We start from the raw sequence: 24269 nt of genomic DNA on the forward strand, positions 1-24269 counted from the left end.
AATCACACAAAAATGTGAGCAATCAGCGCAAATCGCAGGCAGCTTGTGCTGGCTGATGGCAACCAGGCAGTACGATCGTCAGGTTCGGACGACGCTGACCGATAGAAAAGAAAATGTGTGACCGATCTCACAAAAATATTGAATTTAACGCACCGACTGGTAAATTAGCTCCCGTGGTTCGCCACCCGTCAGGATGACGATGAAAGCCTCCAGGGAACCGAAGCAAAGCAAGTGCGCCTCCATGGAACCGAGTGTTCGTTCAAGGATTTGAGCCCGCATTAAAGGTACGTAACTTGTTAAGCAATCAGGAGTTTCAATATGCCAGGCAGCAACTCAACCTATTGGTTTGCCCCCTCTTTGTATACCCAGGGTTTCAGCTACCCTAACCCCTTCGTCACTCGTCGCTAAGACGAGCTGCCCAACCAGGCAGAGGCGAGAAAGCAGCAGGTGCGTGAGGTAAATCCTCCCCCTGCTATTTTTTTATCTGCGATTTGCCGCACAGCCCATTTGGACTCGGCAGCAGGGGCGGCAGGTTAGTCGTTTGGCGCTCGAGATGTGCCGAATGGAGAGGGTGATGCCGATTTTTCCTGTTTTTGGCATACGTTTGCCAGGCATTTTCTCTGCAAACGGTGCTATCATATCGGCCCAACAGCCTGTCCGCGGTTTGGACACATCATCTAACCGATCGCCGGATAAGCCCATCTTGCTTCCATTGTTATCAGATTTGCTGCCGAGGCTTAGCCCTGAGGCAGCCGAAGTGCAATCTGAATTCAGTCGGACAAGGGCCGCCATTTACTGGCATTCGCAGGGATAATTGCGGATGTTTTTATTTTAAGTGATTGTTTTTAAATAACTATTCGAGATCGATAACATGCCGAAAAAGTTCTATGTGTCGTGGGACAACCTGCAACGTGAAGCTCGCCGTCTGGCCCGTCGTCAGCTGCCTGTCAGCCAGTGGAAAGGTATCATCGCGGTCAGCCGTGGTGGTCTGGTGCCCGCAGCCCTGATGGCCCGTGAACTTGGCATTCGTAATGTGGAAACCCTCTGCATCTCCAGCTATGACCATGACAGCCAGCGCGAGCTGGTGGTCGTGAAGGCTGCCACCACCGCTGGTGATGGCGAAGGCTGGCTGGTGGTGGAAGATCTGGTGGACACCGGCACTACCGCCAAGGCGATCCGCGAGCTCTACCCGAAAGCCAAGTTCATCGCGATTTTCGCCAAGCCGATGGGCGAAGCGCTGCTGGACGATTTCGAAGTGGCGATCCCGCAGGATACCTGGATCGAACAGCCATGGGATATGGCACTGGAGTTCGCCACACCGATCTGCGACGAAAAGTAACGGGAGCGGGATGTGACGCTCGCTGCGTCCATTGGTCGCGACCGGCAATAATGGTTTCACAGGGCTCCAATTTGGAGCCCTGTTTTTTTGTGTATCAATCTGTTGCAGGGTGGCTGATGGGCAGTAAAAGTGGTTAAGATGAGCTATTGCCTGATATGAATGGGACACTATCTTGGACTTGAACGAAGACCTAAACCTGACCGAACAGCTCTTTACCCGCGTCAAGAAGGTATTGGAAACATCCGAGATCTCCAACTCCAGTGCGGCTGATCTGGCGCAAGCCGAGTCAGACGAGATGTTTATCGACGGATCCATGTCAAAGAGCTGGTATCGCCTGCTGCGCCGCCCCTCCTGGACCTGGCAGGGGGCAGATCCCATCGAAGTGGAGCAGACCCTGGCCCGTATCGCCATGGCGACCGGCGAGCGTACCCACGATTGCTATCTCGATACCATCAAGGGCTATGTGCCTGGCAACTGGATCTACGAGTGGAGCCAGGTGGCTGGCAACTATTTCAAGCAGGGCCGCGAACTGCGCGAGAAGGGTGATCCTTCTGGCGCCTTGAAACAGCTGCTCAAGGCGGTGCGCTACTACTCCATCGCCAGCTATCCCCATCTCAAGGATGACGAGCTGGCGGATCAGGCCCAGTTGCTTGGCAACATGGCCTATCGCGAGGCAGGTCGCCTGTTCAAGGTGCCGCTCAAAGAGATCCAGGTGCCTTTTCGCGGCAAGCATATTCAGGGTTATCTCCACCTGCCGACGACCGAAAAACCGGTGCCGCTGGTGATCATCAGCGGCGGGATCGACTCCCTGCAGCTCGATTTCCTCAACTTCTATCTCAAACGGCTCGAGCCCAACGGCATCGGCATGCTATCCCTCGATATGCCCGGGGTCGGCTATGCCGAGCATTGGCCGCTGGTGCAGGATACCAGCCGCCTCCATCAGGCGGTGCTCCATTACCTCTCCGAAGTGGCCTGGGTCGATCATCAGCGTATCGCCATGGTGGGAATGCGTCTGGCGGGCAATATCGCAGCCAGACTGGCCTTTATCGAACCCTTTAAGCTGCGCACCGTGGTCTGTGTCGGCGCCGGGGTCAATCAGGTGTTTACCAATCAGGAGCTGTTTGCCAAGTGTCCGCGCATGATGCGGGACAGTCTGGCCAACCGGTTGGGGGCGGATGCGGCGCAGTGGGACGGCATGCGTACCAAGTGCCAGGTATTTTCACTTAAAACACAAGGATTACTGGGGACTCGCACCTCTGTGCCGATATTGAGTATTGGACACAAGCGAGATTTTATTTGTCCCGAGCAGGATGTACGGGCATTGGCGGCGGCCAGTCGTAACGGCAAGGCCATCGTATTCGACAAACAGCCTTTGCTGGAGGTGTATGACAAGGCACTGGACGAAATCGTCGAGTGGCTGAAACAGCATTTGTGTACCTGATATTGCGCTAAAGAACTGACGCCATCCCGAGGTGGCGCGGCTTGTTTAACAGGGAGGTTAACATGTCTGAAAGAGTGACCTACAAGCGACTGCTGAGGCAGTTTGCTGCCATTGGCCCCTATTTGCGCGAAGATCTCTGCGAAGAGGGGCGTTATCGTTTCGACTGCCTGTCGGTCTGTGTCAGCGCCAAGCCGGCGCCGGACAAACGGGAGTTCTGGGGCTGGTGGCTGGTGCTGGAGCAGGACGATCACCATTTCCGTTACCACTATCAACTCGGTTTCTACAATGCTGATGGTGAGTGGCTGGACAAGCCGATCCCCAAGAAGCACCAGGTAGAAGTGGAACGGACCCTCAACCGTTTCTACAAGCTCATCAGCGACAAACTGACGGCTCTGGAGTGTCAGTTAGCGCCAGCGGATCAGGTCACCAATGAGTTGACCGTGACCGCCGCTTGATCCCTGATGCCCGGCGAGCAGCATCCCGCTGTTTGCCGGGCCATCAGTCAGCCATCTCCCCTTCCGACCGCAATCATCCGGGCCTTTGCCCCATCTCCTCACCCCGGCGTTAATTGCCTTGCAGGGCACCATGGCCGTGGGTATAAAGATATTCCTTACTTTTTTAGCCTTTATGCTCCCATGGAAAACAGAACCATAGTCGTCAAGTTGGGCACCAGCGTGCTCACAGGGGGGTCTTCCCAGCTCAATCGTGCCCATATGGTCGAGCTGGTCAGACAGTGTGCGGCCTTGCACCGTCACGGCCATCGGGTCGTGGTCGTCACATCAGGGGCTATCGCCGCCGGGCGTGAACATCTGGGTCACCCGCCACTGGCGCCAACCCTGCCCAACAAGCAGATGCTGGCGGCGGTTGGTCAGACCCAGCTGATTCGGGTATGGCAGGATCTGTTCAACCTCTACGGTCTGCATATCGGCCAGATGCTGCTGACCCGCGCCGATCTGGAAGATCGGGAGCGCTACCTCAACGCCCGCGACACCATGCGCACCCTGCTCGATCACCGCATTATTCCGGTGATCAACGAAAACGATGCGGTGGCGACCGCCGAGATCAAGGTCGGCGACAACGACAACCTCTCCGCACGGGCCGCCATTCTGGCGGATGCGGATCTGCTGATCCTGCTGACAGATCAGAAGGGGCTCTTTACCGCCGATCCGCGCACCAATCCGGATGCCCAGTTGATCGAAGAAGTGCAGACCATCGACGATACCCTGCGCTCGCTGGCGGGTGACAGTGTCAGCGGCCTTGGCACCGGCGGCATGGCTACCAAGCTGCAGGCCGCCGATGTGGCGCGTCGAGCTGGTGTCAACGTGGTGATCGCGACCGGCCAGATGCCGGAGGTGATCGGCCGTCTTGCCAAGGGCGAGCGGATTGGCACCCTGTTCCCGGCGCTGGCGTCCCCGCTGGAAGGGCGCAAGAGCTGGATCCTGGCAGGCCCGCCCCCTCACGGTGAAGTGCATGTGGATCAGGGGGCTGTCGCCGCCATGAAGGAGAAAGGCTCCAGCCTGCTGCCCAAGGGGATTGTCGCGGTCAAGGGCGACTTTATTCGGGGCGATGTGGTGCGCATTCTTGATCCCAAGGGCGCCGAGCTGGCCCGTGGCATCTGCCGTTACGATCATCTGGAGCTGGAGAAGTTGCGCGGCGTCCACTCTGATCAGATTGAGCAGGTACTGGGCTATGGATATGGTTCAGTAGCCATCCATCGAGACGATATGGTGCTGCTCTAATCAGGGCGGCACAGCATGAACAAAGGGAACCGAGATGAGTCTGGAGAAAATGGGGCAGGCGGCCCGAGAAGCCGCCTATCAGCTGGCTACCGTCAGCACGGCGCAGAAGAACCGAGCGCTGGCCGCCATCGCCGACGAGCTGGAGGCGCGCAGTGAACAGATCCTTGCTGCCAACGCGAAAGATATCGCCGCCGGCCGTGAGGCGGGCTTGTCAGAAGCCATGCTGGATCGCCTGCTGCTCAATCCGGCCCGGCTGGCCGGTATCGTGGCGGATGTGCGCAAGGTGATCACGCTGGATGATCCGGTCGGCGCCGAAATGGATAGCCGGGTGCTGGAAAATGGCCTGCGGCTCTCCCGTCGTCGGGTGCCCATCGGGGTTATCGGCGTCATCTACGAGGCGCGACCCAACGTCACCATCGATATCGCCAGTCTCTGCCTCAAGACCGGCAACGCCAGCATACTCCGCGGCGGGCGCGAGACCTTCCACTCCAATCTGGAGCTGGTGCGGGTGATCCAGCATGCCTTGGCGGCCTCCGGTCTGCCCGAGGCGGCGGTGCAGTACATCGACAACCCGGATCGGGCGCTGGTCGGCGAGTTGCTGCGCCTAGACCGCTATGTGGACATGATCATCCCCCGTGGTGGCGCGGGCCTGCACAAGATGTGCAAGGAGAACAGCTCCATCCCGGTCATCATCGGCGGGTTCGGTATCAGCCATATTTTCGTCGACGAGAGTGCTGATCTGGTGCGCTCTCTGGCGGTCATCGACAACGCCAAGGTGCAGCGCCCCTCCGCCTGCAATGCCCTCGATACCCTGCTGGTACACGAGAAAGTCGCTTCGGCTTTCCTGCCGCAGCTGGTGACGCTGATGAACGAGCGCAAGGTGACGCTGGTGGCCGCGCCCAACGCCATGAGGCAGTTGGCGGGTGCCGACAACCTGTGCGAGGCAGGGCCGGAGGATTTCGATACCGAGTGGCTCGGGCTGACCCTGGGGGTCAAGTTAGTGGCGGATGTGAACGAGGCGCTGGCCCATATGCGCGAGCACAACGCCGGCCACTCCGATGCCATCCTGACCAACGATCTGGCCAACGCCGAGCGTTTTGTCAATGGCGCCGGTTCGGCGGCTGTCTATGTCAACGCCTCCACCCGTTTCACTGATGGTGGCCAGTTTGGTCTGGGCGCTGAAGTGGCGGTCTCGACCCAGATGCTGCACGCCCGTGGCCCCATGGGGTTGACCGAGCTCACCAGCTACAAGTGGGTAGGGCAGGCCGATTACCTCAGCCGCGCCTGATAACCGGTTGTGTCAGATACAAAAATGCCGACCACTGGGTCGGCATTTTATTTGGCGGATATCGCGAAGATATCAGGCGATCGGGTTATTCCCCGTGATAGAGCACCTTGTCACCGGACTTGAGCACATAACCCTTCCAGATAAAGAGGGTGTAGCCGCTACCCTGCCACGACCAGTTGCCCTCCGCACCTTGACGGGTCAGCTGGTGCTGCTCGCCGCTTGGTAGATGCAGTTCGGCCTGCGTCTGATCGGCGTTGAACAGCACGAAGGCGCTGCTGGTCTGGCTGGCATCGGTTGGATTGAGCCGGATACCCTCTTCAAACAGGCGCATACATTTGCCAGTCAGTGCTGACCACTGATAGCCCGCACTGCCGATACAGCCGTGGCTGTCGCGATCGCTGCCAACCAGATGTTGTTCCGGTGTACTGCATGCCGCCAGCAGCAGAGAGGCGGCCATCAGAGTCAAGGTGCGCATGGTTACTCCTGAAGATCCCGTTCGATGACGATGTTGGAGAATCCCAACTCTTTGAAGTAGTTCTCCTGATAATCTTTCACGCTCTTTTTGTCACGGCGGCAAACCTGAGCCAGCTGGGCCTCCATGGCGTGAAAACTGGTGAGATCCAGCCCTTCGGCAGCGGCGATGGCGTCGTAGATGCTGCGGAACTTATCGTTCGCGTAGCCGATCTCTTTGGCCTGTTTTTTATAGGTGTACGTAATCTTAAAGGCCATCTTGCCCTTCCTTCTTCGATTTGGCTTGCTTGCGCTGGACGTAGAGGTAGAGGCTTTCGACCTTCTCCCGAGCCCAGGGGGTCTTGCGCAAGAACTTCAGGCTGGACTTGATGCTGGGATTATCGGTGAAGCAGCGGATATTGATCTGCTGCCCCAGCTCTTCCCAGCCGTAGTGTTCGACCAGCGCAGTGACGATGGCTTCCAGCGTCAGCCCGTGCAGCGGGTTGTTCTTCTGCGAGGCGTTCGGTTGCTCGCTCATGCCTGCTCCGCCAGCTTGGCAAAGGGCTGACCCATGCGGGTGGTGACGCCATTGGCCAGATGGGGCTCGAAACCGGCCAGCATGCCCGGGCCAAACAGGCAGACGACAGTACTGCCCAGTTTGAACAGCCCCATCTCGGCACCTTTTTGCAGGGTAATGGCCTCGTCGCCGGTGTAGTCCCAGCGCACCACCTTCTTCTCTTTGGTCGGCGCAATGTTGCCGGCCCAGATGGTCTCGATGCTGGCCACGATAGTCGCACCGACCAGCACCAGCGCCATCGGGCCGTGCGGGGTGCGGAAGGTGGCCACCACCCGCTCGTTGCGGGCAAACAGGTTTGGCACGTTCTCGGCGGTGAGCGGGTTGACGGAGAAGAGATCCCCCGGCACGAACACCATGCTCTCCAGCACGCCATCCAGCGGCATGTGGATGCGGTGGTAATCCTTGGGCGCCAGATAGATGGTGGCGAAGTCGCCATCCTTGAACGGCGCCACCAGATCCTCATAGCCGCCCAGCAGCTCGCGGGCGCTGTAGTCGTGACCTTTGGCTTGGATGATGCGCCCCTGCTGGATCGGGCCGAGCTGGCTGACGGTGCCATCCACCGGCAGCGCCAGAGTCATGGCATCTTCTACCACGGGGCGGATACCGGGCTTGAGCTCGCGGGTGAAGAACTCGTTGAAGCTCTTGTAGTGGGCTGGACTCTCGTGCAGCGCCTCGCTCATGTCGACCTGATACTGCTTGATAAAGGCCTCGATCACTTTGGTGGTGATGTTACCCGCTTCGGCGGCGGCAAATTTGCCGATCAGACGGGAGAGGGCGTGCTTGGGCAGACAGTATTGACCGGCAATTTTCAGGTTGTCAGTAATGCTCATGTTCATCATCAACGTAGGTTTATTAGGGTCACAGGCGCGCTTGCTGGCGACCGTGACGGGCTTCCTGCATGGTTTCCAGGATGCGGTGATAGTTGTGGAAGCGATCGGCGCTGATGGCGCCCGCCTCGACCGCGGCGCGCAGGGCACAGCCGGGATCGTCCTTGTGGGTACAGTCGCGGAACTTGCAGCCACCCAGATAGTCTCGAAACTCAACGAAGCACCAGGTGATGCGGTCGGCCTCCAGATGCCAGAGGGCGAACTCGCGGATCCCGGGGGAGTCGATGAGATCGCCACCGCTCGGGAAGTGGTAGAGCCGCGCCGTGGTGGTGGTGTGCTGGCCGAGCCCCGAGTTTTCGGAGATCTCGCCGGTGAGTACATCCAGCCCCGGCATCAGGGCGTTGGTGAGCGACGACTTGCCCACCCCGGACTGGCCGACGAAGATGCTGATCTTGTCGGTCAGGGCTGCCTTGAGTTCATCCAGCCCTTCGCCGCTCTCGCAGCTCACCAGCAGCACCTCGTAATTGAGTTTGCGGTAGGTTTCGAGCTGGCTTTCGATGCGCGCTCTGGCGGCATCATCGAGCATATCGACCTTGTTCAGCACGATGAGGGGGCGGATCTCCACATCCTCGGCGGCCACCAGGTAGCGGTCGACGATATTGGTGGAGAACTCGGGCATCACCGCCGAGACGATGATGATCTGGTCGATATTGGCGGCGATGGGTTTGACCCCGTCGTAGAAGTCCGGCCGGGTCAGTACCGAGTGGCGCGGATGCACCGCCTCGATAACGCCCGCTGTCGCGGCATTGAGGCCGGGACGCCACACCACCTTGTCGCCGCACACCAGACTGCTGATGCTGCTGCGCCGCAGATTGCTGCGGTGGATGGTGCCATCGACCGCTTCCACGTCTGCGTGCTGACCAAAACGGCTGATCACCACCCCTTCGATGGCGGGGCCAAACAGGGTGTCATCCACCACTGTGGTGTGATCTTTTTGCAGCCGCCGCTCGCGGTTGGCCTGGACGCGCCTTTGTTGACCCAGATTGAGTTTTGCTTTCTTTGCCACTCGATTCGCCAGTTTATGAACAGATCCAAAGCCAGTATGATACATGCAAATTGGCAAAATTCCGCCATTCCTCCCAATAGAGAGAGCAATCATGACAGTCAGCGCGCAGAACCTGGTATGGATCGACATGGAGATGACGGGTCTCGACCCCGAAGAGAACGTGGTACTGGAGATTGCCACCATAGTCACCGACAAGGATCTGAACGTACTGGCCGAAGGGCCGGTCATCGCCATTCATCAGAGTGATGAAGAGCTGGCCAAGATGGACGACTGGAACGTCAACACCCATACCAAGAGCGGTCTGGTGGCCCGGGTCAAGGCGAGTCAGCACGATGAGGCGAAAGCTATTGCCGAGACCCTCGAGTTCATTCGCCAGTGGGTGCCGGAGCGCACCAGCCCGCTGTGCGGCAACAGCATCGGTCAGGATCGCCGCTTCATGGTCAAGCACATGGCCGAGCTGGAAGCCTTCTTCCACTACCGCAACGTCGACGTCAGCACCATCAAGGAGCTGGTACGCCGCTGGCAGCCGGAACTGCTGGATCAGTTCAAGAAGAGCGGCACCCACCAGGCGCTGGACGATATCCGCGAATCCATCGCCGAGCTGCAGTTCTATCGCAGCCACGTCTTCAAGATCTGATTCCCCGGCAAGGGGTTGTCATACTCTGGCTGCTAAAATCGACAGTTCGGCCAGCTTTTGAGCGAACGCGCGCAACCAGACAAAAAAGCCCTTGCAATTGGAATGACTGCTCTTATAATTCGGCTCCCGTACAGTAGCGCAAGCAACCAAATGCTGTACGGCCTGTTTTAAGGTAGTTGCGGGAATAGCTCAGTTGGTAGAGCACGACCTTGCCAAGGTCGGGGTCGCGAGTTCGAGTCTCGTTTCCCGCTCCAAAAATCTGATGATGACACTGGTGCAAACCAGCCCGATGCGGGAATAGCTCAGTTGGTAGAGCACGACCTTGCCAAGGTCGGGGTCGCGAGTTCGAGTCTCGTTTCCCGCTCCAATCATCAGCCAGCCTAAAGACAATCAAATTGTTGCGGGAATAGCTCAGTTGGTAGAGCACGACCTTGCCAAGGTCGGGGTCGCGAGTTCGAGTCTCGTTTCCCGCTCCAAAAAATTTGTAAGTGATATTCCGATGCGGGAATAGCTCAGTTGGTAGAGCACGACCTTGCCAAGGTCGGGGTCGCGAGTTCGAGTCTCGTTTCCCGCTCCAATCACTTGCAGATGACATTCTGTTGCGGGAATAGCTCAGTTGGTAGAGCACGACCTTGCCAAGGTCGGGGTCGCGAGTTCGAGTCTCGTTTCCCGCTCCAAACATTTGTAAGTGACATTCCGTTGCGGGAATAGCTCAGTTGGTAGAGCACGACCTTGCCAAGGTCGGGGTCGCGAGTTCGAGTCTCGTTTCCCGCTCCAATCACTTGTAAATGACATTCTGTTGCGGGAATAGCTCAGTTGGTAGAGCACGACCTTGCCAAGGTCGGGGTCGCGAGTTCGAGTCTCGTTTCCCGCTCCAATCTCTCTTCGAAGTTTTCATAATCCCTTTGAATTGCCCTTCACATCGCGCTGCGATGCTTTGTCGTATCTGGCGTTTACTCAGCGTGTCTCAGCCGCCTTCTGCAAACAGGGGGGGGACTCTGTGGGCTGATCGAGGCAAGCGGTTGTGACAGGTGGTGGAAGGCGAGAATTGCGGGCAAAAAAGAGGAGGGGCCTTGGCTCCTCCTGCATGATTCACTGGCGCGGGCTTAGACCAGAGTAACGTTCTCAGCCTGAGGGCCTTTTTTGCCCTGGGTCACAGTGAACTGGACTTTTTGACCTTCAGCCAGGGTTTTGAAACCGGTGCTCTGGATGGAGGAGAAGTGAACGAATACGTCCGGACCTTGGGATTGTTCAATAAAGCCAAAACCCTTGGTTTCGTTGAACCATTTTACCTGGCCGGTGCGAATGTCAGACATGTGCTAAATCCTATCAATAACAAAATGAAACTAAGCCCGTGCTGGGCTGCATTTGCCTTGCAATCAGGGGTTGGCTCATGACTGACCACGTCTCTTTGTCCCAGTAGCACGTAGAACAATCCCTGTCTAAAGCACAAACGATTGTACGTTAGCGCCGATCCTTGTCAATTTGACCCCTTTCGTTTTTTGAACAAGCTAAAAATATTGTGAAGTCAGTAGCTTATTTGAAGATATTTGACTGAAAAAAACGGGAAGCCAGCGCCTCCCGTTTTTGTTATTCCTTGAGGGCGAACCCTTCGCCCTGCCGGTCGTAGCGGTAGACTGCCTGACCGTAGGAGCGGATCTCCACCCGCTGGATGCGGCGGGTGTCGTCCACCAGGATGAAGATAGAGCGGCCCGATTGCAGGCGGGTCAGGGGGCGATCCGGCCCCTCAATGGCGATCAGGCGGCTCAGCTCGGCACCCGGCAACTCGAATTTACGCCAGATGGAGTAGAGGGTTTCACCCGCCTGCACATCGTGTTGCAGCCAGGTACCGTTGACCTTCTCTTCGACTGGTTTGGCTGCCGCGGGAGCACTACCTGCCGCGCCATTACCGACAGTTAGAGCTTGAGCAGGTACGGCCAGCGGCACTTCCAGCGAGCCGGAAGGGGCGGCTTTGGGTGCAGATGGTGCCGGCTCCCAGGCCAGTACCAGCAACCAGAGCGGGATCAGGATCAGCAGACCTATGGTGTTTTTGCGGGGCAGCGGGCTGGACAGCTTGAATTTGCCTGCTTTGGCATCCTGGCGGCGTTGGCCGAGTTTGCTCATCCCTTGGCCAAAACGTTGGCGCAGGGACAGGGTCGCGGCATTGATGCGATGGAGCAGGGATCCTTGTGATTCGTCTTGGCGACGCTGCTGGGCTCGTCTGTTATGGCCTCGTGGGCGACGGTCCGGGGTGGGCACGGCATTTACCTCTCACTACATTGCCTGCCATCAGGCAAATTCGTCGCCTATGGTAAACGGACTCGCCCCCGAGGGGGAGAGTCCTGAAGCGGAAAATTATCAGCTGAGACGAAATTGACCCAATAATTGCTGCAATTTGTCGGCCGCCTGACGCAATGCCTGACTGGCTTTGGCCGTTTCGGTCGCATCCTGAGCAATGTCGTTGGCCAGTGCGTTGGTTTTTGACAGGTTGCCAGAGACGGTTTCTGAGACCGAGCTCTGCTCTTCGGCGGCGGAGGCGATCTGATAGGTCATATCGTTGATGGTGGAGATGGCCTGGTAGATGCTGCCAAGCGCCTCTTCCGCCAGATCCGCCTCGCCCACCGCCTGATGGGTCAGCTGCTGGCTTTGGGTGATGGCGTTGACTGCATTGGTGGAGCTGAGGCGGATCTTCTCTATCAACTCCTGGGTGTTCTGCACCGCCTGCTGGGTATTGCCCGCCAGTTTGCGCACTTCGTCGGCGACTACCGCAAAGCCGCGGCCCTGTTCGCCAGCCCGTGCAGCCTCGATGGCGGCGTTGAGGGCCAGCAAGTTGGTTTGATCTGCAATACCCTGAATGACGGTGAGGATGCTGGTGATCTGGGCGCTGTCGTGAGCCAGCCCTTCCACCACTTCTGCCCCTTTTCCGGCTTCTGCTGCGACCTTGTGCATCGACTGGATCACCTGCTGGAAGCGCTCCTTGCCCTGATCCGCCGCGCTTTGCGCCTGTTTGGCCGAGTCGGCGGTATTGTTGGCGTGGGTGGCGACCTCCTGACTGACGTAGGACATCTCCTGTACCGCGGTCAGCATCTGCTCCATCTCCGCCTGATGGTGCTGCAGGTTGTTGTCGGTCTGACCGGCGATGCGATCGGTGTCACCGGCGTAGCGGTTCACCTCGCTGGCAGTCTTGAGCACATCCCCGAGCAGCCCTTGCAGCTTGTCGATAAAGCGGTTGATCCCCTTGGCCAGATCCCCCAGCTCATCCACCGAGCGGGTCGTGAGGCGTTTGGTGAGATCCCCTTCACCATCTGCGATGTCATCCACCAGGCTGACCATCTGACGGATGGGGCCAGTGATGCTGCGGGCAATCACCAGCATGGTGGCCAGCGCCAGCGCCAGTACGATAACGGCGCCTACCAATTGCTGGGTCACCGCGGCCCGGTTCATCTCATTGAGCTGGCTTTCCAGTTGATCGGCGCCCGCCAGAACCACCTTGTAGGGCAGGGTGACGATGATGGCCCAGTTGCGGCTCATTCCCGGAACCGAGATTGGTACAGAAATACGCAGATTGTCGTTGAGCTCTTCACGTTGCTCCTGCTGTTGCAGGTACTGTTTCCAGTTGTTGCCCAACAACTCTTTGGCATGCTTACCCAGCATATTGTCATTGCCGCTGGTACCTGTAATCACACCAGCTGCGCTGACGATCAGGGTCTCCCCCTGGCCATCATAGATGTTGTTGTTGAGGCTCTTGGCCTGCTGGTTAAGGGCAGTAACCTCAAGATCGACGCCGATGATCCCCTTGAAGTCTCCGTCAATAAACAGTGGGGATGAGATGGTACTCAGCATGACTTGCTTGCCATTGACATCAAATACATAGGGATCGATAAGGCATGCACTTTTATGCTGTTGGGGGCAACTGTAATAGTCGTTGGCTGGGTTACCGAAGCTGTCGGTATCTGTTTTGGTAATGGAGTAAAGCAGGTCTGTGCCTATAGTACCCCCGTCACGGTAGTAATAGGGAACAAACCGGCCATTACTGTCACTGCCCAGCTCCTTCTGGCCGACATAATTACTATCTTGCTCGTCCAGTGCGTTGGGCTCAAATCCCGCCAAGACGCCATATATCTGAGGATCTGTGGTCAACGTTTTTTTCATTAGTGCAACAACGTTGGGGCGCGTCAGTGGTAGCTCCTTGGAAATGGCCAGTTGAACCACTCCTGCAAGTTGTTGGTCATATGCCAATGCCTTTTGTAGCAGTTGGGTGATGGTGGCCGCCTCGGCGCGGGCATTGGCGCTGACCTTCTGCCAGGCCTCCTGCTGCAGCGCTTCACGGCTGGAGCTGATGGTGAGTTGTTGAGTCTGCTGACCCGAGTATTGGTTGAGCAGGATCAGGATGACCAAGGCGGTGGTCATGGCGATCCCGGCCATCACTAGAATGCGATTCTGGATAGAACGGAACTGCATCGTCTCTTCCTTTTTAGTAGCGGTGTTATTTGGATATCGACCGAAGCCGACAGTGGTTGTAGCAAATAGGAAATAGAACTTCTGTTTTGCGATCCCCTTCAAATATCAGGCGGCAAGCGCCCCGCCAGTAAATTTAATCCCCTACTTTAGCCCGCAATGGCGTCATGGTTTTCCCATCCGTGATTGTCGGTGCTAAAATGCGACGGTTTTTTCTAACGAATTGGCCCAAGGCCCTCTACACAAGGCTTAAAGATGAAAGTCAAAACCCGTTTTGCTCCCAGCCCGACCGGCTTTTTGCATGTCGGCGGTGCCCGTACCGCACTCTATTCCTGGTTGTTTGCAAAGAACCAGGGCGGTGAGTTCGTGCTGCGTATTGAGGATACCGACCTGGAACGTTCCACTCAGGAGGCGATCGACGCCATCATTGAGGGCATGGAATGGCTGGAGCTGAACTGGGATGAGGGCCCCTACTACCAGACCAAGCGCTTCGATCGCTACAACGGTCTGATCGACGAGATGCTGGCCGATGGCCGCGCCTACAAGTGCTACTGCTCCAAAGAGCGTCTGGAAGCACTGCGCGAAGGCCAGATGGCCAACGGCGAGAAGCCCCGTTATGACGGCAAGTGCCGCGACCACGCCCACGATCACCCGGCCGATGCGCCGCATGTCATTCGTTTCCGCAACCCGACCGAAGGTTCAGTGGTGTTCGATGACCATGTCCGTGGCCGCATCGAGTTCGCCAACACCGAGCTGGACGATCTGATTATCCGCCGTACCGACGGTGCCCCGACCTACAACTTCTGTGTTGTTGTCGATGACTGGGATATGGAGATCACCCACGTGGTGCGTGGCGAAGACCACATCAACAACACCCCGCGCCAGATCAACATCTACAAGGCGCTGAACGCGCCGGTGCCGGAGTTTGCCCACGTCTCCATGATCCTGGGTGATGACGGTGCCAAGCTCTCCAAGCGCCACGGTGCCGTTTCCGTGATGCAGTACCGCGACGACGGCTACCTGCCGGAAGCGCTGCTGAACTATCTGGTACGTCTGGGCTGGTCCCACGGCGATCAGGAGATCTTCAGCCTGGAAGAGATGATCAAGCTGTTCAGCCTGGATGCCATCTCCAAGTCCGCCTCTGCCTTCAACACCGACAAGCTGCTGTGGCTGAACAACCACTACATGCGCAGCCTGGATCCGGCTTATGTTGCCAAGCATCTGGCATGGCACATGGAAAACCAGAAGATCGACACCAGCAATGGCCCGGCGCTGGCCGAGGTAGTTACCCTGCTGGCCGAGCGCTGTAACACCCTGGTCGAGATGGCCGCCCAGAGCCGCTACCTGTTCGAAGAGTACGAGGCCATCGACGAAGTCGCTGCCAAGAAGCACCTGCGCGGCGTGGCTGCCGAGCCGCTGGCTCTGGCCAAAACCAAGCTGGCTGCACTGGATAGCTGGACTACCGAAGCGCTGCACGAGCTGATTGAAGCGACCGCTGCCGAGCTGGGTCAGGGCATGGGCAAGGTTGGTATGCCGCTGCGTGTGGCCGTCACCGGTCTGGGCCAATCCCCTGCCATCGACGCCGTAATGGCGCTGGTGGGTAAGGAGCGTGTTCTGGCGCGTATCGACCGCGCACTGGCTTACATCGAAGCCCGCATGGCTGCCGAGTAAGCTCTGCCGATGTGGCAGGCGAGGGGATTACCCCGCTCTGCCACATACTGAATAGCAAAAATCCGAAACCACTGGTTTCGGATTTTTTTATGGTCAGAGAGGCGGCGAGGCATAATGGCGGTCATGCCCGACCAAGGAAAGCTGTCACGCCAGTTTGAAGGACTGGATCTGGCTGTCGAGCTCCTTGCTGTGCTGCTCGACCAGCTCGGAGGCCTCTTGCAGTTCACGCAGCACTACGACGGAGCCTTCGGCGATCTGCTTGACCTGCTCCAGATTGCCGCGCATCTCTTCGGCGACCGAGCTTTGTTGCTCGGAGGCGGCGGCGATGTGGCGGTTCATGTCGGCGACACCCTGTACCCGCTGCACTATGGTGGCGAGCTGGGTACCGGCCTGGGTCACCTGTTCCACCCCCTTGTCGGCCTGCTGTACGCTTTGGGCCATCAGCTCGCCAGCCTGATGGGCATTGCCCTGCAGCTGTTCGATCATCTTCTGGATCTCGACGGTGGCGGCCTGAGCCCGGTTGGCCAGCTCGCGAACTTCGGAGGCCACCACGGCAAAGCCGCGACCCGCTTCACCGGCGCGGGCCGCCTCGATGGCCGCGTTAAGTGCCAGCAGGTTGGTCTGTTCCGAGATGCCGCGAATGGTGTCGACCACAGAGCCAATGCGCTCGACCCCCTGCTCCACCTCGTTGACCACGGTGGCGGAGCGTTGGATGTTGCCGGAGAGGGTGTCGATGGTGCTGACGGTGTCGGCGACGCAGCGGCTCCCCTCTTCCGCCAGCTGGCTGGTTTCGGCGGTGGCGTGAGAGGCCTGATCCGCATGGGCGGCCACTTCGCGAATGGCGCCGACCATCTGGCTCATGGCGCTGGCCAGCTGTTCGATCTGGGTGAACTCTTCGTTGATCGCTTCGTTGGCCTCTTCCATGCAAAGGGTCACCTGGGAGGCGATGTCGTTGAGCTCCTTGCAGGCGGCGCGCTGGTTGCCAAACACCTCTTTGAGGTTCTCCTGCGAGTGGGAGACTGCCTTGGCGATGTCACCGAATTCGTCACGAGACTTGAGCAGTACCTTGTGGCTGAGGTCCCGCTTGGCGAAGCGCTCCAGCAGGCCCACCAGATAGTGCACTTGCTTGACCATCAGGCGGGAGCCGGTGAGCAGCAGGATCACGAACAGCAGCCCCATGATGGCGGTCTCCATCAGGCCGGTCCAGAGCAGGCGATTGGAGATCGCATCCGCCTTGGCGGGATCGAGCCCTTCGCTGAGCAGGGTCGCTTCCAGATTGTTGGCGTCAAACCAGAGTTTTGTCAGTAGCAGGAGGGTACTGAACACCATCAGCAGCACCACTTTGGGTACCAACCGGATGTTGCTCATTCTTTTCTCCAGCAGGTTCAGCTGCATTGTCATTCTCCTTTTAAAAGCCGTTTTTTCCTTTGCCCTCAGGACTATCGGCATTATCTTCTCTTTTATTAATTTGCACTGTGCTTAAAGTTGGAAAATGTATGCGACATCACTTAACTCATCTGCGGGCGATGGATCTGCTGATGGCATTTCTGTCGATTATCTCGGTTGTACTGGTGACGGCCCGCTGGTGGGGCCATGAGAGCCTGACACCACAGACCCTGCAGCTCTTCTATGACCTCGACAGTCTGATCTGCTACTTCTTCCTCGCGCACTTTGCTTATGGCTGGATCCGGGCCTCCGATCGCAAGGCCTATTTCAAGGCCAACTGGATCTATCTGCCGGGTAGCCTGCCGATGGCGGAGCAACTGCGCTGGGCGCGGTTGATCCAGCTGTGGCGGGTCTATCAGCTGTTCAAGGAGCACCCGGATCTCTGGGCCATGTTCCGTCGCGAGCGCAACGAGACCACTCTCTCCGGCATCCTGTTTCTGTTCTTCCTGCTGCTGGGGGTGGGCTCCGGCGTCATGTTCTGGATTGAGTCAGGCCAGCCCGGCAGCCAGATTGAGACACCCTATGACGCGTTCTGGTGGACGCTGGTGACCCTCTCGACAGTCGGTTACGGCGATCTGGTGCCCAAGACCGAGGAGGGGCGGTTTGTCGCCAGCCTGCTGATCTTGTTCGGGGTCGGTCTGTTCGGTGCCATCAGCGGTTTCATGGCCAGCCTGTTTTTGCAGCCCAACAAGGGGGATGGCGAGACCGACAAGTGGCGTCATCACTACAACAACCAGCAAGAGGAGCTGCTGCGGGAGATCCGCGCCCTGCGCAGCGAGGTGCAGGAGCTGAAAAACAAGTGAGACCGCAGACGGGCAAGTTGCGAGGTGACTCGCAACTCTGCGCTCTTTATCTGGGGGGAGGTGCTTTTTCTTTGCTTGTCCTTTAACCTGCTGGCGGCTTAACATTCAACCTCTTGTCCAAACCTGAAAAAGAGAACCGATCGACCATGCGCGCCCTTCTCGGGATTTTGATCTGCTTGTGTGCCCAACAGGCACTGGCCGATACCCGTTATGTTTCAGACAACATCTTTACCTATATCCACAATGGCCCGGGTACCCAGTACCGGATCCTTGGCAGCGTCAAGGCTGGTGAACCGCTGGAGGTAAAGGCGGTGAACAGCGAGGCCGGTTTCACCCAGGTGGTGGACGGTCGTGGCCGCGAGGGGTGGATCAAAAACAGCGAACTGCAGAGCCAGATCAGCCTGCGCGAGCGTCTGCCCCAGGTGGAAAAAGAGCGCGATGAGCTTAAAGATCGCTTGCAGAACCTTAACGGTGACAACGAGAAACGCTTCACCGAGAAGGATGGCCAGATCGCTGCCCAGAGCAAGGAGATCGCCGCTCTCAAGGCCCAGCTGGTCAGTCAGGGTGAGGAGATGAGCAATCTCAAAGAGCAGAATGATGCCCTGACCCAAAGCTACGACAACCAGGAGCACGACATGCAGATGGACTGGTTTATCCGTGGTGGTGCCATGGTGGGTGCCGGTATCCTGCTTGGCATCCTGCTGCCCATGCTGCCCCGTCGTCGCAGCCGTGGCGATCGCTGGATGAACTGACAGCCTCTGGCTGAATGAATTGCTGAGAAGGGTCGCCGTGGCGGCCCTTCTTTTTTTTGGGGCGCATTGGGGACATCCGGTATTGGGCGGAATGCGTGGTTGCTTTGCGACAGGGCGGGCGGTGGCAGATCGTATACAAAATGAAGTCAGATGACCCTCACGCTTGCTGGCGTATTGGCTTCAAAAGGGAATTCATGGGGTGAATGAGCGATCTTTGTTAAAGAGTGGCAACAAATTCATTTCATATAGGGTGCAACATTGTATACATTATCGGCGTTTCGGCGGCGCGTCCGCCTTTGTCGATATCAGCCCTAGGGCGTACAGGAAGACCCCATATGTTCAAAGCTACTCAAGTGCTTGCCGCTGACTATATCCCCTCTGATCTGGCCGCCCTGCGCGAAGCCATCACCCAGAACTACGTGGTGGATGAAAATGCCTATCTGGCCGAACTGTCGGCCATGTTGCCGGGGGATGGCGCCTCGCTGGAGCAGGTGACCCAGCGTGCCCGCACCCTGGTGACCAAGGTGCGCAAGGAGAGCGGCTCCGGTGACGGTATCGACGCCTTCCTGCAGGAGTACAGCCTCGATACCCAGGAGGGGATCATCCTGATGTGTCTGGCCGAGGCGCTGCTGCGCATTCCCGATGCCGAGACCGCCGATGCCCTGATCAAGGACAAGCTCTCCGGCGCCAACTGGTCATCCCATTTCCGCAAGAGCGACTCTACTCTGGTCAACGCCTCCACCTGGGGGCTGATGCTGACCGGCAAGATCATCAAGCTCGACAAAAAGCTCGACGGCAACCCGGCCAACCTGCTGGGGCGCATGGTCAACAAGCTGGGGGAGCCGGTGGTGCGCTCCGCCATGTATGCCGCCATGAAGATCATGGGCAAGCAGTTCGTGCTGGGGCGCGATATGAAGGAGGCACTCAAGGCGAGCCGCAAATCCCGCGAGCTGGGCTACACCCACACCTACGACATGCTGGGCGAATCGGCGCTGACCATGCAGGATGCCGACAAGTATCTGACCGATTATCGTAACGCCATCGAGGCTGTCGGCAACGAGCGCATCAGCGACGGCGGCCCGGCCCCTTCCATCTCCATCAAGCTCTCGGCGCTCCATCCGCGCTATGACGTGGCGAACCGCGAACGGGTGCTCGGCGAGATGTGCGAGCGGCTGGTGGGGCTGGTGCGTCTGGCCCGCGACAAGGATGTGGCCATCAGCATCGATGCCGAGGAGATGGACCGCCTCGAGCTATCGCTGGATCTGTTCGAGCAGCTCTACCGCTCCGATGCCAACCGTGGCTGGGGCAAGCTCGGCATGGTGGTGCAGGCTTACTCCAAACGCGCCCTGCCGGTACTCTGCTGGCTCACCGCACTGGCCCGCGAGCAGGGTGACCTCATTCCGGTTCGCTTGGTAAAAGGCGCCTACTGGGACAGCGAACTGAAATATGCCCAGCAGGCGGGCCTGCCCGGCTACCCGCTGTTTACCCGCAAGGCGGGCACCGATATCTCCTACCTCGCCTGCGCCCGCTACCTGCTGAGCGAGCCGACTCGCGGCTTTATCGCTCCACAGTTCGCCACCCACAACGCCAATACCGTGGTCAGCATTCTGGAGATGGCTGGTGATCGCCAGTTCGAGTTCCAGCGTCTGCACGGCATGGGGGAGGAGCTGCACAACGCGGTGCTGAACGACAATCCCGGCCTGCACTGCCGCATCTATGCGCCGGTCGGCGCCCACAAGGATCTGCTGCCCTATCTGGTGCGCCGCCTGCTGGAGAACGGGGCAAACACCTCCTTCGTTCACAAGCTGGTGGATCCCAATACCCCGGTCGATTCGCTGGCCGAGCACCCGCTGCGCACCCTCAAGCGCTACTCCGGCTTTTCCAACGACCGCATTCCGCAGCCGGTGAACCTGTTCAGCGACCGCAAGAACTCCAGCGGCGTCAACATGAACATTCTCTCCATCCAGCGCCCCTTCTTCGCCCGCTTGAAAGAGCTGGAGAGCAAGCAGTGGCTGGCGGGCCCCATCGTCGATGGCGAGACCCTCAAGCGCAGCGAGGCTCGCACCGTGCTGAGCCCGCAGGATGTGAGCCTGACTGTCGGCAAGATCCACTGGGCCGACGAGCAGGCGGTGGAGCAGGCCTTGGCATCTGCCCACGCCGCCTTCCCGCGCTGGCGAGAAACCCCGGTGAGCGAGCGTGCCGCCGTGCTGGAGAAGCTGGCGGATCTGCTGGAAGCGAACCGTGAGCAGTTTGTCTCCCTCTGTACCCGCGAGGCGGGCAAGCTGCTGCAAGATGGCATCGACGAGGTGCGTGAAGCGGTCGATTTCTGCCGCTACTACGCGGTGCAGGCCCGCAGCCTGATGGGGCAGGCGACCCTGCTGCCCGGTTATACCGGCGAGCAGAACGAGCTGTTCCTGCAGGGGCGCGGTGTCTTTGTCTGCATCAGCCCGTGGAACTTCCCGCTGGCGATCTTCCTCGGCCAAATTGCTGCTGCGCTGGCCACCGGCAACACCGTCATCGCCAAACCGGCGGAGCAGACCGGCCTTATCGCCCATCTGGCGGTGACGCTGGCCCATCAGGCCGGTATTCCGGGCGACGTACTGCAATTGCTGCCCGGTGACGGCGCCACCGTGGGTGCCAAGTTGACAGCCGATCCGCGTATCGGCGGCGTCTGCTTCACCGGCTCCACCGAGACCGCCAAGCTGATCAACATGACCCTGGCCCAGCGCGATGGAGCCATCCTGCCGCTCATCGCCGAGACCGGCGGCCAGAACGCCATGATCGTTGACTCCACCGCCCTGCCGGAACAGGTGGTGCGCGACGTGGTGAGCGCCGCCTTCCAGAGCGCCGGTCAGCGCTGCTCGGCCCTGCGGGTGCTCTACCTGCAGGAGGAGATCGCCGAGCGGGTGCTGGAGATCCTCACTGGCGCCATGCAGGAGCTCAAAGTGGGCAACCCGGCCGAGCACAACACCGACGTCGGCCCGGTGATCGATGCCGATGCCAAGGCGGGGCTGGATGCCCATTTGGCCCGGATGATCCCGCGAGCTCGCCTGATTGCCCAGGCGCCGATGCCCGCCGCGACCATGGAAGGGCACTTTGTCCAGCCGACCGCGCTGGAGATCGGCTCCATCCGCGAGCTGGCCAAGGAGCAGTTCGGCCCCATCCTGCACGTGGTGCGCTACGCCACCCGGGATCTGGACAAGGTGATCGGCGACATCAACGGCACTGGTTACGGCCTGACGCTCGGGATCCACAGCCGCAACGAATCCCACGCCGAGGAGCTGGCGAGCCGCATCAACGTCGGTAACGTCTACATCAACCGCAACCAGATCGGTGCCATGGTCGGGGTGCAGCCGTTCGGCGGGCAGGGGCTCTCCGGCACCGGCCCCAAGGCGGGTGGCCCCCACTATCTCGGGCGGTTTGTTACCGAGAAGACCCGCACCATCAACACCACTGCAGTGGGCGGCAACGCCTCCCTGCTGGCGATGGGCGATGCCTGATCCGCGTCGGTAGAGGCCGGATACTGGATGCCGGATAACAGCGGGCCGCCTTCGGGCGGCCTCTTTATTTGCGCCATCCGTTTTTACGAATGAGACAATCGGCCACGGCGGGGTCGTCAGCGACCCGTGCTGGTCGTAAGATGGGAGCCATTCGTGCGGCGTTTGCCCCTTGGTCGGCCAGCCGTGGTCAGGGTTTTGTTTTAACGAGAGTGTTTATCCGATGTCATTAACCGAACAAGCCTGCTGGTTCGTGCTGGGGGGCGATCATCTGGTACTGCTCGATCAGCAGGGAGAGGTGCCACAAGGAAGTAAAGCGTGCCTGCCCGCAGCGCTGGCCGGTGCCCGTTTCGAGCGTTTTGATGAGTGGCAGGGGCTGCCCTGCTATCTGCTCGATCTGGGGGCTGAGGCCGACACGACTATGATGGCCCCCCTGCGCCAGCTGATGGTGGCGGGTGACGAAGAGGGGTTTCGTCTCGCGGGCCGTGCCTGGCAGCTCGTCACTTTCCGCCGCACCCACCGTTTCTGCGGCGAGTGCGGCGCCCCCATGACCCCGAAGATGGGGGAGTGGGCGCAGATGTGCCACCACGGCCACAGCGTCTATCCGCGCATCTCCCCCTGCATCATAGTGGCGGTGCGCAAGGGGCCGGAGCTCCTGCTGGCGGCCCATCGCCGTCACTATCAGGCGGACGATCCCATGTATACCGTGCTGGCCGGCTTTGTGGAGGCGGGGGAGAATCTCGAGCAGTGCGTGGCACGGGAGGTGTTCGAGGAGAGCGGCATCCGGGTGCGCAATGTGCGCTATGTGGCGAGCCAGCCCTGGCCCTTCCCCCACAGCCTGATGATGGGCTTTACCGCCGACTACGAGAGCGGCGAGATCAAGGTGCAGGATGACGAACTGGTGGCCGCCGCTTTCTTTGCCGCCGACCGGCTGCCGCGCTTGCCGCCCCACGGCACCATTGCCCGGCGGCTGATCGAGTTGTCACTGGCTGGCGAGGGGTAACGGCGCTTATCTTTTCGCCAACCTTTTTGCACTTCTTTATAAAAACGGGGCGCTCTGGTTTGCGCCCCTTCACATCTTTGCAACCGATCACCCATTTGCCACGTTTTGGGCAGTCCGCTTGACTGGGCAAAGTGGTATTATGACCGCCATTTTATGCGTGATATGAATTCAGGAACTGGGATGAAAGAGCTGAAGAACGATCGATACCTGCGCGCTTTGCTGCGTCAGGATGTAGACATGACGCCGGTATGGATGATGCGCCAGGCAGGGCGCTATCTGCCGGAATACAAGGCGACTCGCGCCCAGGCGGGGGATTTCATGTCCCTGTGCCGCAATGCCGAGCTGGCCTGTGAAGTCACCCTGCAGCCGCTGCGCCGCTACCCGCTCGATGCCGCCATCCTCTTCTCCGACATCCTCACCGTGCCCGATGCCATGGGGCTGGGTCTCTACTTCGAGCAGGGTGAAGGCCCGCGTTTCGAGCGCCCGATCACCTCCATGGCCGACGTGCAGGCGCTGCCCATTCCGGATCCGGAAGATGAGCTGGGCTACGTGATGAATGCGGTGCGCACCATTCGCCGCGAGCTGAAGGGCGAAGTGCCGCTGATCGGCTTCTCCGGCAGCCCCTGGACCCTGGCCACCTACATGGTGGAGGGGGGCAGCTCCAAGGCATTCACCAAGATCAAGCAGATGATGTACGCGGAGCCGCAAACCCTGCACCTGCTGCTCGACAAGCTGGCCGACAGCGTGATTAGCTATCTCAACGCCCAGATCAAGGCGGGTGCCCAAGCGGTCATGGTGTTCGACACCTGGGGCGGCGTGCTCACCCCGCGCGATTACCGCGATTTCTCCCTGCAGTACATGCACAAGATTGTCGATGGCCTGATCCGCGAGCACGACGGTCGCCGTGTGCCGGTCACCCTGTTCACCAAGAACGGCGGTCAGTGGCTGGAGCAGATCGCCGCCACCGGTTGCGATGCGCTGGGTCTGGACTGGACCACCGACATCGCCGATGCCAAGCGCCGGGTCGGCGACAAGGTGGCGCTGCAGGGCAACATGGATCCCTCCATGCTCTACGCCACTCCCGCTCGCATTCGTGAAGAGGTAGCCTCCATTCTGGCCGGTTTCGGTCACGGCAATGGCCATGTATTCAACCTCGGCCACGGCATCCATCAGGATGTGAACCCGGAACACGCCGGCGTGTTCGTCAACGCGGTACACGAGCTCTCTGCCCAGTACCACGGTCGCTAAGGCCGGGGCGAGAGAAGAAGAGTTTGT

Annotated in this window: 21 protein-coding genes and 7 tRNA genes; 19 read left to right on the top strand and 9 right to left on the bottom strand. The window is 59.3% G+C overall.

Annotation, left to right across the window (positions count from 1 at the left end; all coding sequences use genetic code 11):
• Nucleotides 1-871: 871 nt before the first annotated feature.
• The 5 genes from gpt to ACB040_RS12470 all read left to right on the top strand — a co-directional run bounded on the left by gpt (nt 872) and on the right by ACB040_RS12470 (nt 5807).
• Complete coding sequence (gene gpt / locus ACB040_RS12450; protein ID WP_005339007.1) at nt 872-1339, top strand: xanthine phosphoribosyltransferase; 468 nt, start codon at nt 872-874, stop codon at nt 1337-1339.
• Nucleotides 1340-1511: 172 nt separating this feature from the next.
• Nucleotides 1512-2780 carry an esterase FrsA gene (frsA, locus tag ACB040_RS12455; protein ID WP_005349360.1) on the top strand — a complete coding sequence of 423 codons (1269 nt, stop codon included), beginning with the start codon at nt 1512-1514 and terminating at the stop codon, nt 2778-2780.
• A gap of 62 nt (nt 2781-2842) precedes the next feature.
• Complete coding sequence (crl, locus tag ACB040_RS12460; protein ID WP_005339003.1) at nt 2843-3235, top strand: sigma factor-binding protein Crl; 393 nt, start codon at nt 2843-2845, stop codon at nt 3233-3235.
• Nucleotides 3236-3415: 180 nt separating this feature from the next.
• Nucleotides 3416-4519: a glutamate 5-kinase gene (gene proB / locus ACB040_RS12465; protein ID WP_005358365.1), complete on the top strand. Its 1104-nt coding sequence runs from the start codon at nt 3416-3418 to the stop codon at nt 4517-4519.
• A 34-nt stretch (nt 4520-4553) separates the two neighbouring features.
• Nucleotides 4554-5807, top strand: a complete 1254-nt coding sequence (locus ACB040_RS12470; RefSeq protein WP_265783944.1) for a glutamate-5-semialdehyde dehydrogenase — start codon at nt 4554-4556, stop codon at nt 5805-5807.
• A gap of 85 nt (nt 5808-5892) precedes the next feature.
• Here ACB040_RS12470 and ACB040_RS12475 read toward each other — a convergent pair whose 3' ends face one another.
• Genes ACB040_RS12475 through rsgA form a run of 5 tightly spaced genes read right to left on the bottom strand, consistent with a single transcriptional unit; the run spans nt 5893 to nt 8727 of the window.
• Entirely contained in the window at nt 5893-6282 is a 390-nt protein-coding gene (locus ACB040_RS12475) for a hypothetical protein (RefSeq protein WP_279499106.1), read from the bottom strand.
• A gap of 2 nt (nt 6283-6284) precedes the next feature.
• The gene (locus ACB040_RS12480; protein WP_005338984.1) at nt 6285-6536 is read right to left on the bottom strand and encodes a DUF2960 domain-containing protein; all 252 of its coding nucleotides are present in this window, start codon (nt 6534-6536) and stop codon (nt 6285-6287) included.
• Complete coding sequence (locus ACB040_RS12485) at nt 6526-6795, bottom strand: VF530 family DNA-binding protein (protein WP_005349372.1); 270 nt, start codon at nt 6793-6795, stop codon at nt 6526-6528. The genes ACB040_RS12480 and ACB040_RS12485 overlap by 11 nt, the downstream gene beginning before the upstream one ends.
• Entirely contained in the window at nt 6792-7664 is an 873-nt protein-coding gene (asd, locus tag ACB040_RS12490) for an archaetidylserine decarboxylase (RefSeq protein ID WP_026034874.1), read from the bottom strand. Before asd ends, ACB040_RS12485 begins: the two co-directional genes overlap by 4 nt.
• A gap of 28 nt (nt 7665-7692) precedes the next feature.
• Nucleotides 7693-8727 carry a small ribosomal subunit biogenesis GTPase RsgA gene (rsgA, locus tag ACB040_RS12495; RefSeq protein ID WP_043822940.1) on the bottom strand — a complete coding sequence of 345 codons (1035 nt, stop codon included), beginning with the start codon at nt 8725-8727 and terminating at the stop codon, nt 7693-7695.
• A 91-nt stretch (nt 8728-8818) separates the two neighbouring features.
• Between rsgA and orn the strand changes: the two genes are divergently transcribed.
• From orn to ACB040_RS12535, 8 genes are all read left to right on the top strand, one after another.
• The gene (gene orn / locus ACB040_RS12500; RefSeq protein ID WP_042080584.1) at nt 8819-9364 is read left to right on the top strand and encodes an oligoribonuclease; all 546 of its coding nucleotides are present in this window, start codon (nt 8819-8821) and stop codon (nt 9362-9364) included.
• A 178-nt stretch (nt 9365-9542) separates the two neighbouring features.
• A tRNA-Gly gene (locus ACB040_RS12505) sits at nt 9543-9618 on the top strand.
• A gap of 37 nt (nt 9619-9655) precedes the next feature.
• Nucleotides 9656-9731 (top strand) — tRNA-Gly (locus tag ACB040_RS12510).
• A 33-nt stretch (nt 9732-9764) separates the two neighbouring features.
• Nucleotides 9765-9840, top strand: a tRNA-Gly gene (locus ACB040_RS12515).
• A gap of 25 nt (nt 9841-9865) precedes the next feature.
• Nucleotides 9866-9941: transfer RNA gene (locus tag ACB040_RS12520), tRNA-Gly, on the top strand.
• A 24-nt stretch (nt 9942-9965) separates the two neighbouring features.
• Nucleotides 9966-10041, top strand: a tRNA-Gly gene (locus tag ACB040_RS12525).
• 24 nt (nt 10042-10065) lie between these two features.
• Nucleotides 10066-10141: transfer RNA gene (locus ACB040_RS12530), tRNA-Gly, on the top strand.
• A gap of 24 nt (nt 10142-10165) precedes the next feature.
• Nucleotides 10166-10241, top strand: a tRNA-Gly gene (locus ACB040_RS12535).
• A 229-nt stretch (nt 10242-10470) separates the two neighbouring features.
• On the opposite strand, the gene ACB040_RS12540 is transcribed toward ACB040_RS12535, so the two are convergent.
• From ACB040_RS12540 to ACB040_RS12550, 3 genes are all read right to left on the bottom strand, one after another.
• A complete protein-coding gene (locus ACB040_RS12540) occupies nt 10471-10680 on the bottom strand; it encodes a cold-shock protein (protein ID WP_005338972.1) in 210 nt (69 codons plus the stop codon).
• Nucleotides 10681-10954: 274 nt separating this feature from the next.
• On the bottom strand, nt 10955-11623 hold the full coding sequence (locus tag ACB040_RS12545; RefSeq protein ID WP_194496624.1) for a LysM-like peptidoglycan-binding domain-containing protein: 669 nt from the start codon (nt 11621-11623) through the stop codon (nt 10955-10957).
• Between the two features lie 99 nt (nt 11624-11722).
• Entirely contained in the window at nt 11723-13825 is a 2103-nt protein-coding gene (locus ACB040_RS12550) for a methyl-accepting chemotaxis protein (RefSeq protein ID WP_338773866.1), read from the bottom strand.
• A 252-nt stretch (nt 13826-14077) separates the two neighbouring features.
• Between ACB040_RS12550 and gltX the strand changes: the two genes are divergently transcribed.
• The gene (gltX, locus tag ACB040_RS12555; protein ID WP_371154984.1) at nt 14078-15493 is read left to right on the top strand and encodes a glutamate--tRNA ligase; all 1416 of its coding nucleotides are present in this window, start codon (nt 14078-14080) and stop codon (nt 15491-15493) included.
• 144 nt (nt 15494-15637) lie between these two features.
• Here the strand turns inward: gltX and ACB040_RS12560 are convergent, their stop codons facing one another.
• Nucleotides 15638-16888, bottom strand: a complete 1251-nt coding sequence (locus ACB040_RS12560) for a methyl-accepting chemotaxis protein (protein ID WP_005362726.1) — start codon at nt 16886-16888, stop codon at nt 15638-15640.
• Between the two features lie 101 nt (nt 16889-16989).
• Between ACB040_RS12560 and ACB040_RS12565 the strand changes: the two genes are divergently transcribed.
• The 5 genes from ACB040_RS12565 (at nt 16990) to hemE (ending at nt 24242) form a co-directional block, all read left to right on the top strand.
• Entirely contained in the window at nt 16990-17742 is a 753-nt protein-coding gene (locus tag ACB040_RS12565) for a potassium channel family protein (protein ID WP_227342006.1), read from the top strand.
• A gap of 146 nt (nt 17743-17888) precedes the next feature.
• Complete coding sequence (locus tag ACB040_RS12570; RefSeq protein ID WP_005335443.1) at nt 17889-18494, top strand: TIGR04211 family SH3 domain-containing protein; 606 nt, start codon at nt 17889-17891, stop codon at nt 18492-18494.
• Between the two features lie 335 nt (nt 18495-18829).
• Nucleotides 18830-21994 (top strand): bifunctional proline dehydrogenase/L-glutamate gamma-semialdehyde dehydrogenase PutA, encoded by a 3165-nt coding sequence (putA, locus tag ACB040_RS12575; protein WP_371154981.1) that lies wholly within the window; start codon nt 18830-18832, stop codon nt 21992-21994.
• Nucleotides 21995-22214: 220 nt separating this feature from the next.
• The gene (nudC, locus tag ACB040_RS12580; protein ID WP_338773873.1) at nt 22215-22994 is read left to right on the top strand and encodes an NAD(+) diphosphatase; all 780 of its coding nucleotides are present in this window, start codon (nt 22215-22217) and stop codon (nt 22992-22994) included.
• 180 nt (nt 22995-23174) lie between these two features.
• A complete protein-coding gene (hemE, locus tag ACB040_RS12585; RefSeq protein ID WP_005354434.1) occupies nt 23175-24242 on the top strand; it encodes a uroporphyrinogen decarboxylase in 1068 nt (355 codons plus the stop codon).
• Nucleotides 24243-24269 lie beyond the last annotated feature (27 nt).

This window comes from Aeromonas sp. S11(2024) (assembly GCF_041402345.1).
GTDB classification, from domain to species: Bacteria; Pseudomonadota; Gammaproteobacteria; order Enterobacterales; family Aeromonadaceae; genus Aeromonas; species Aeromonas veronii.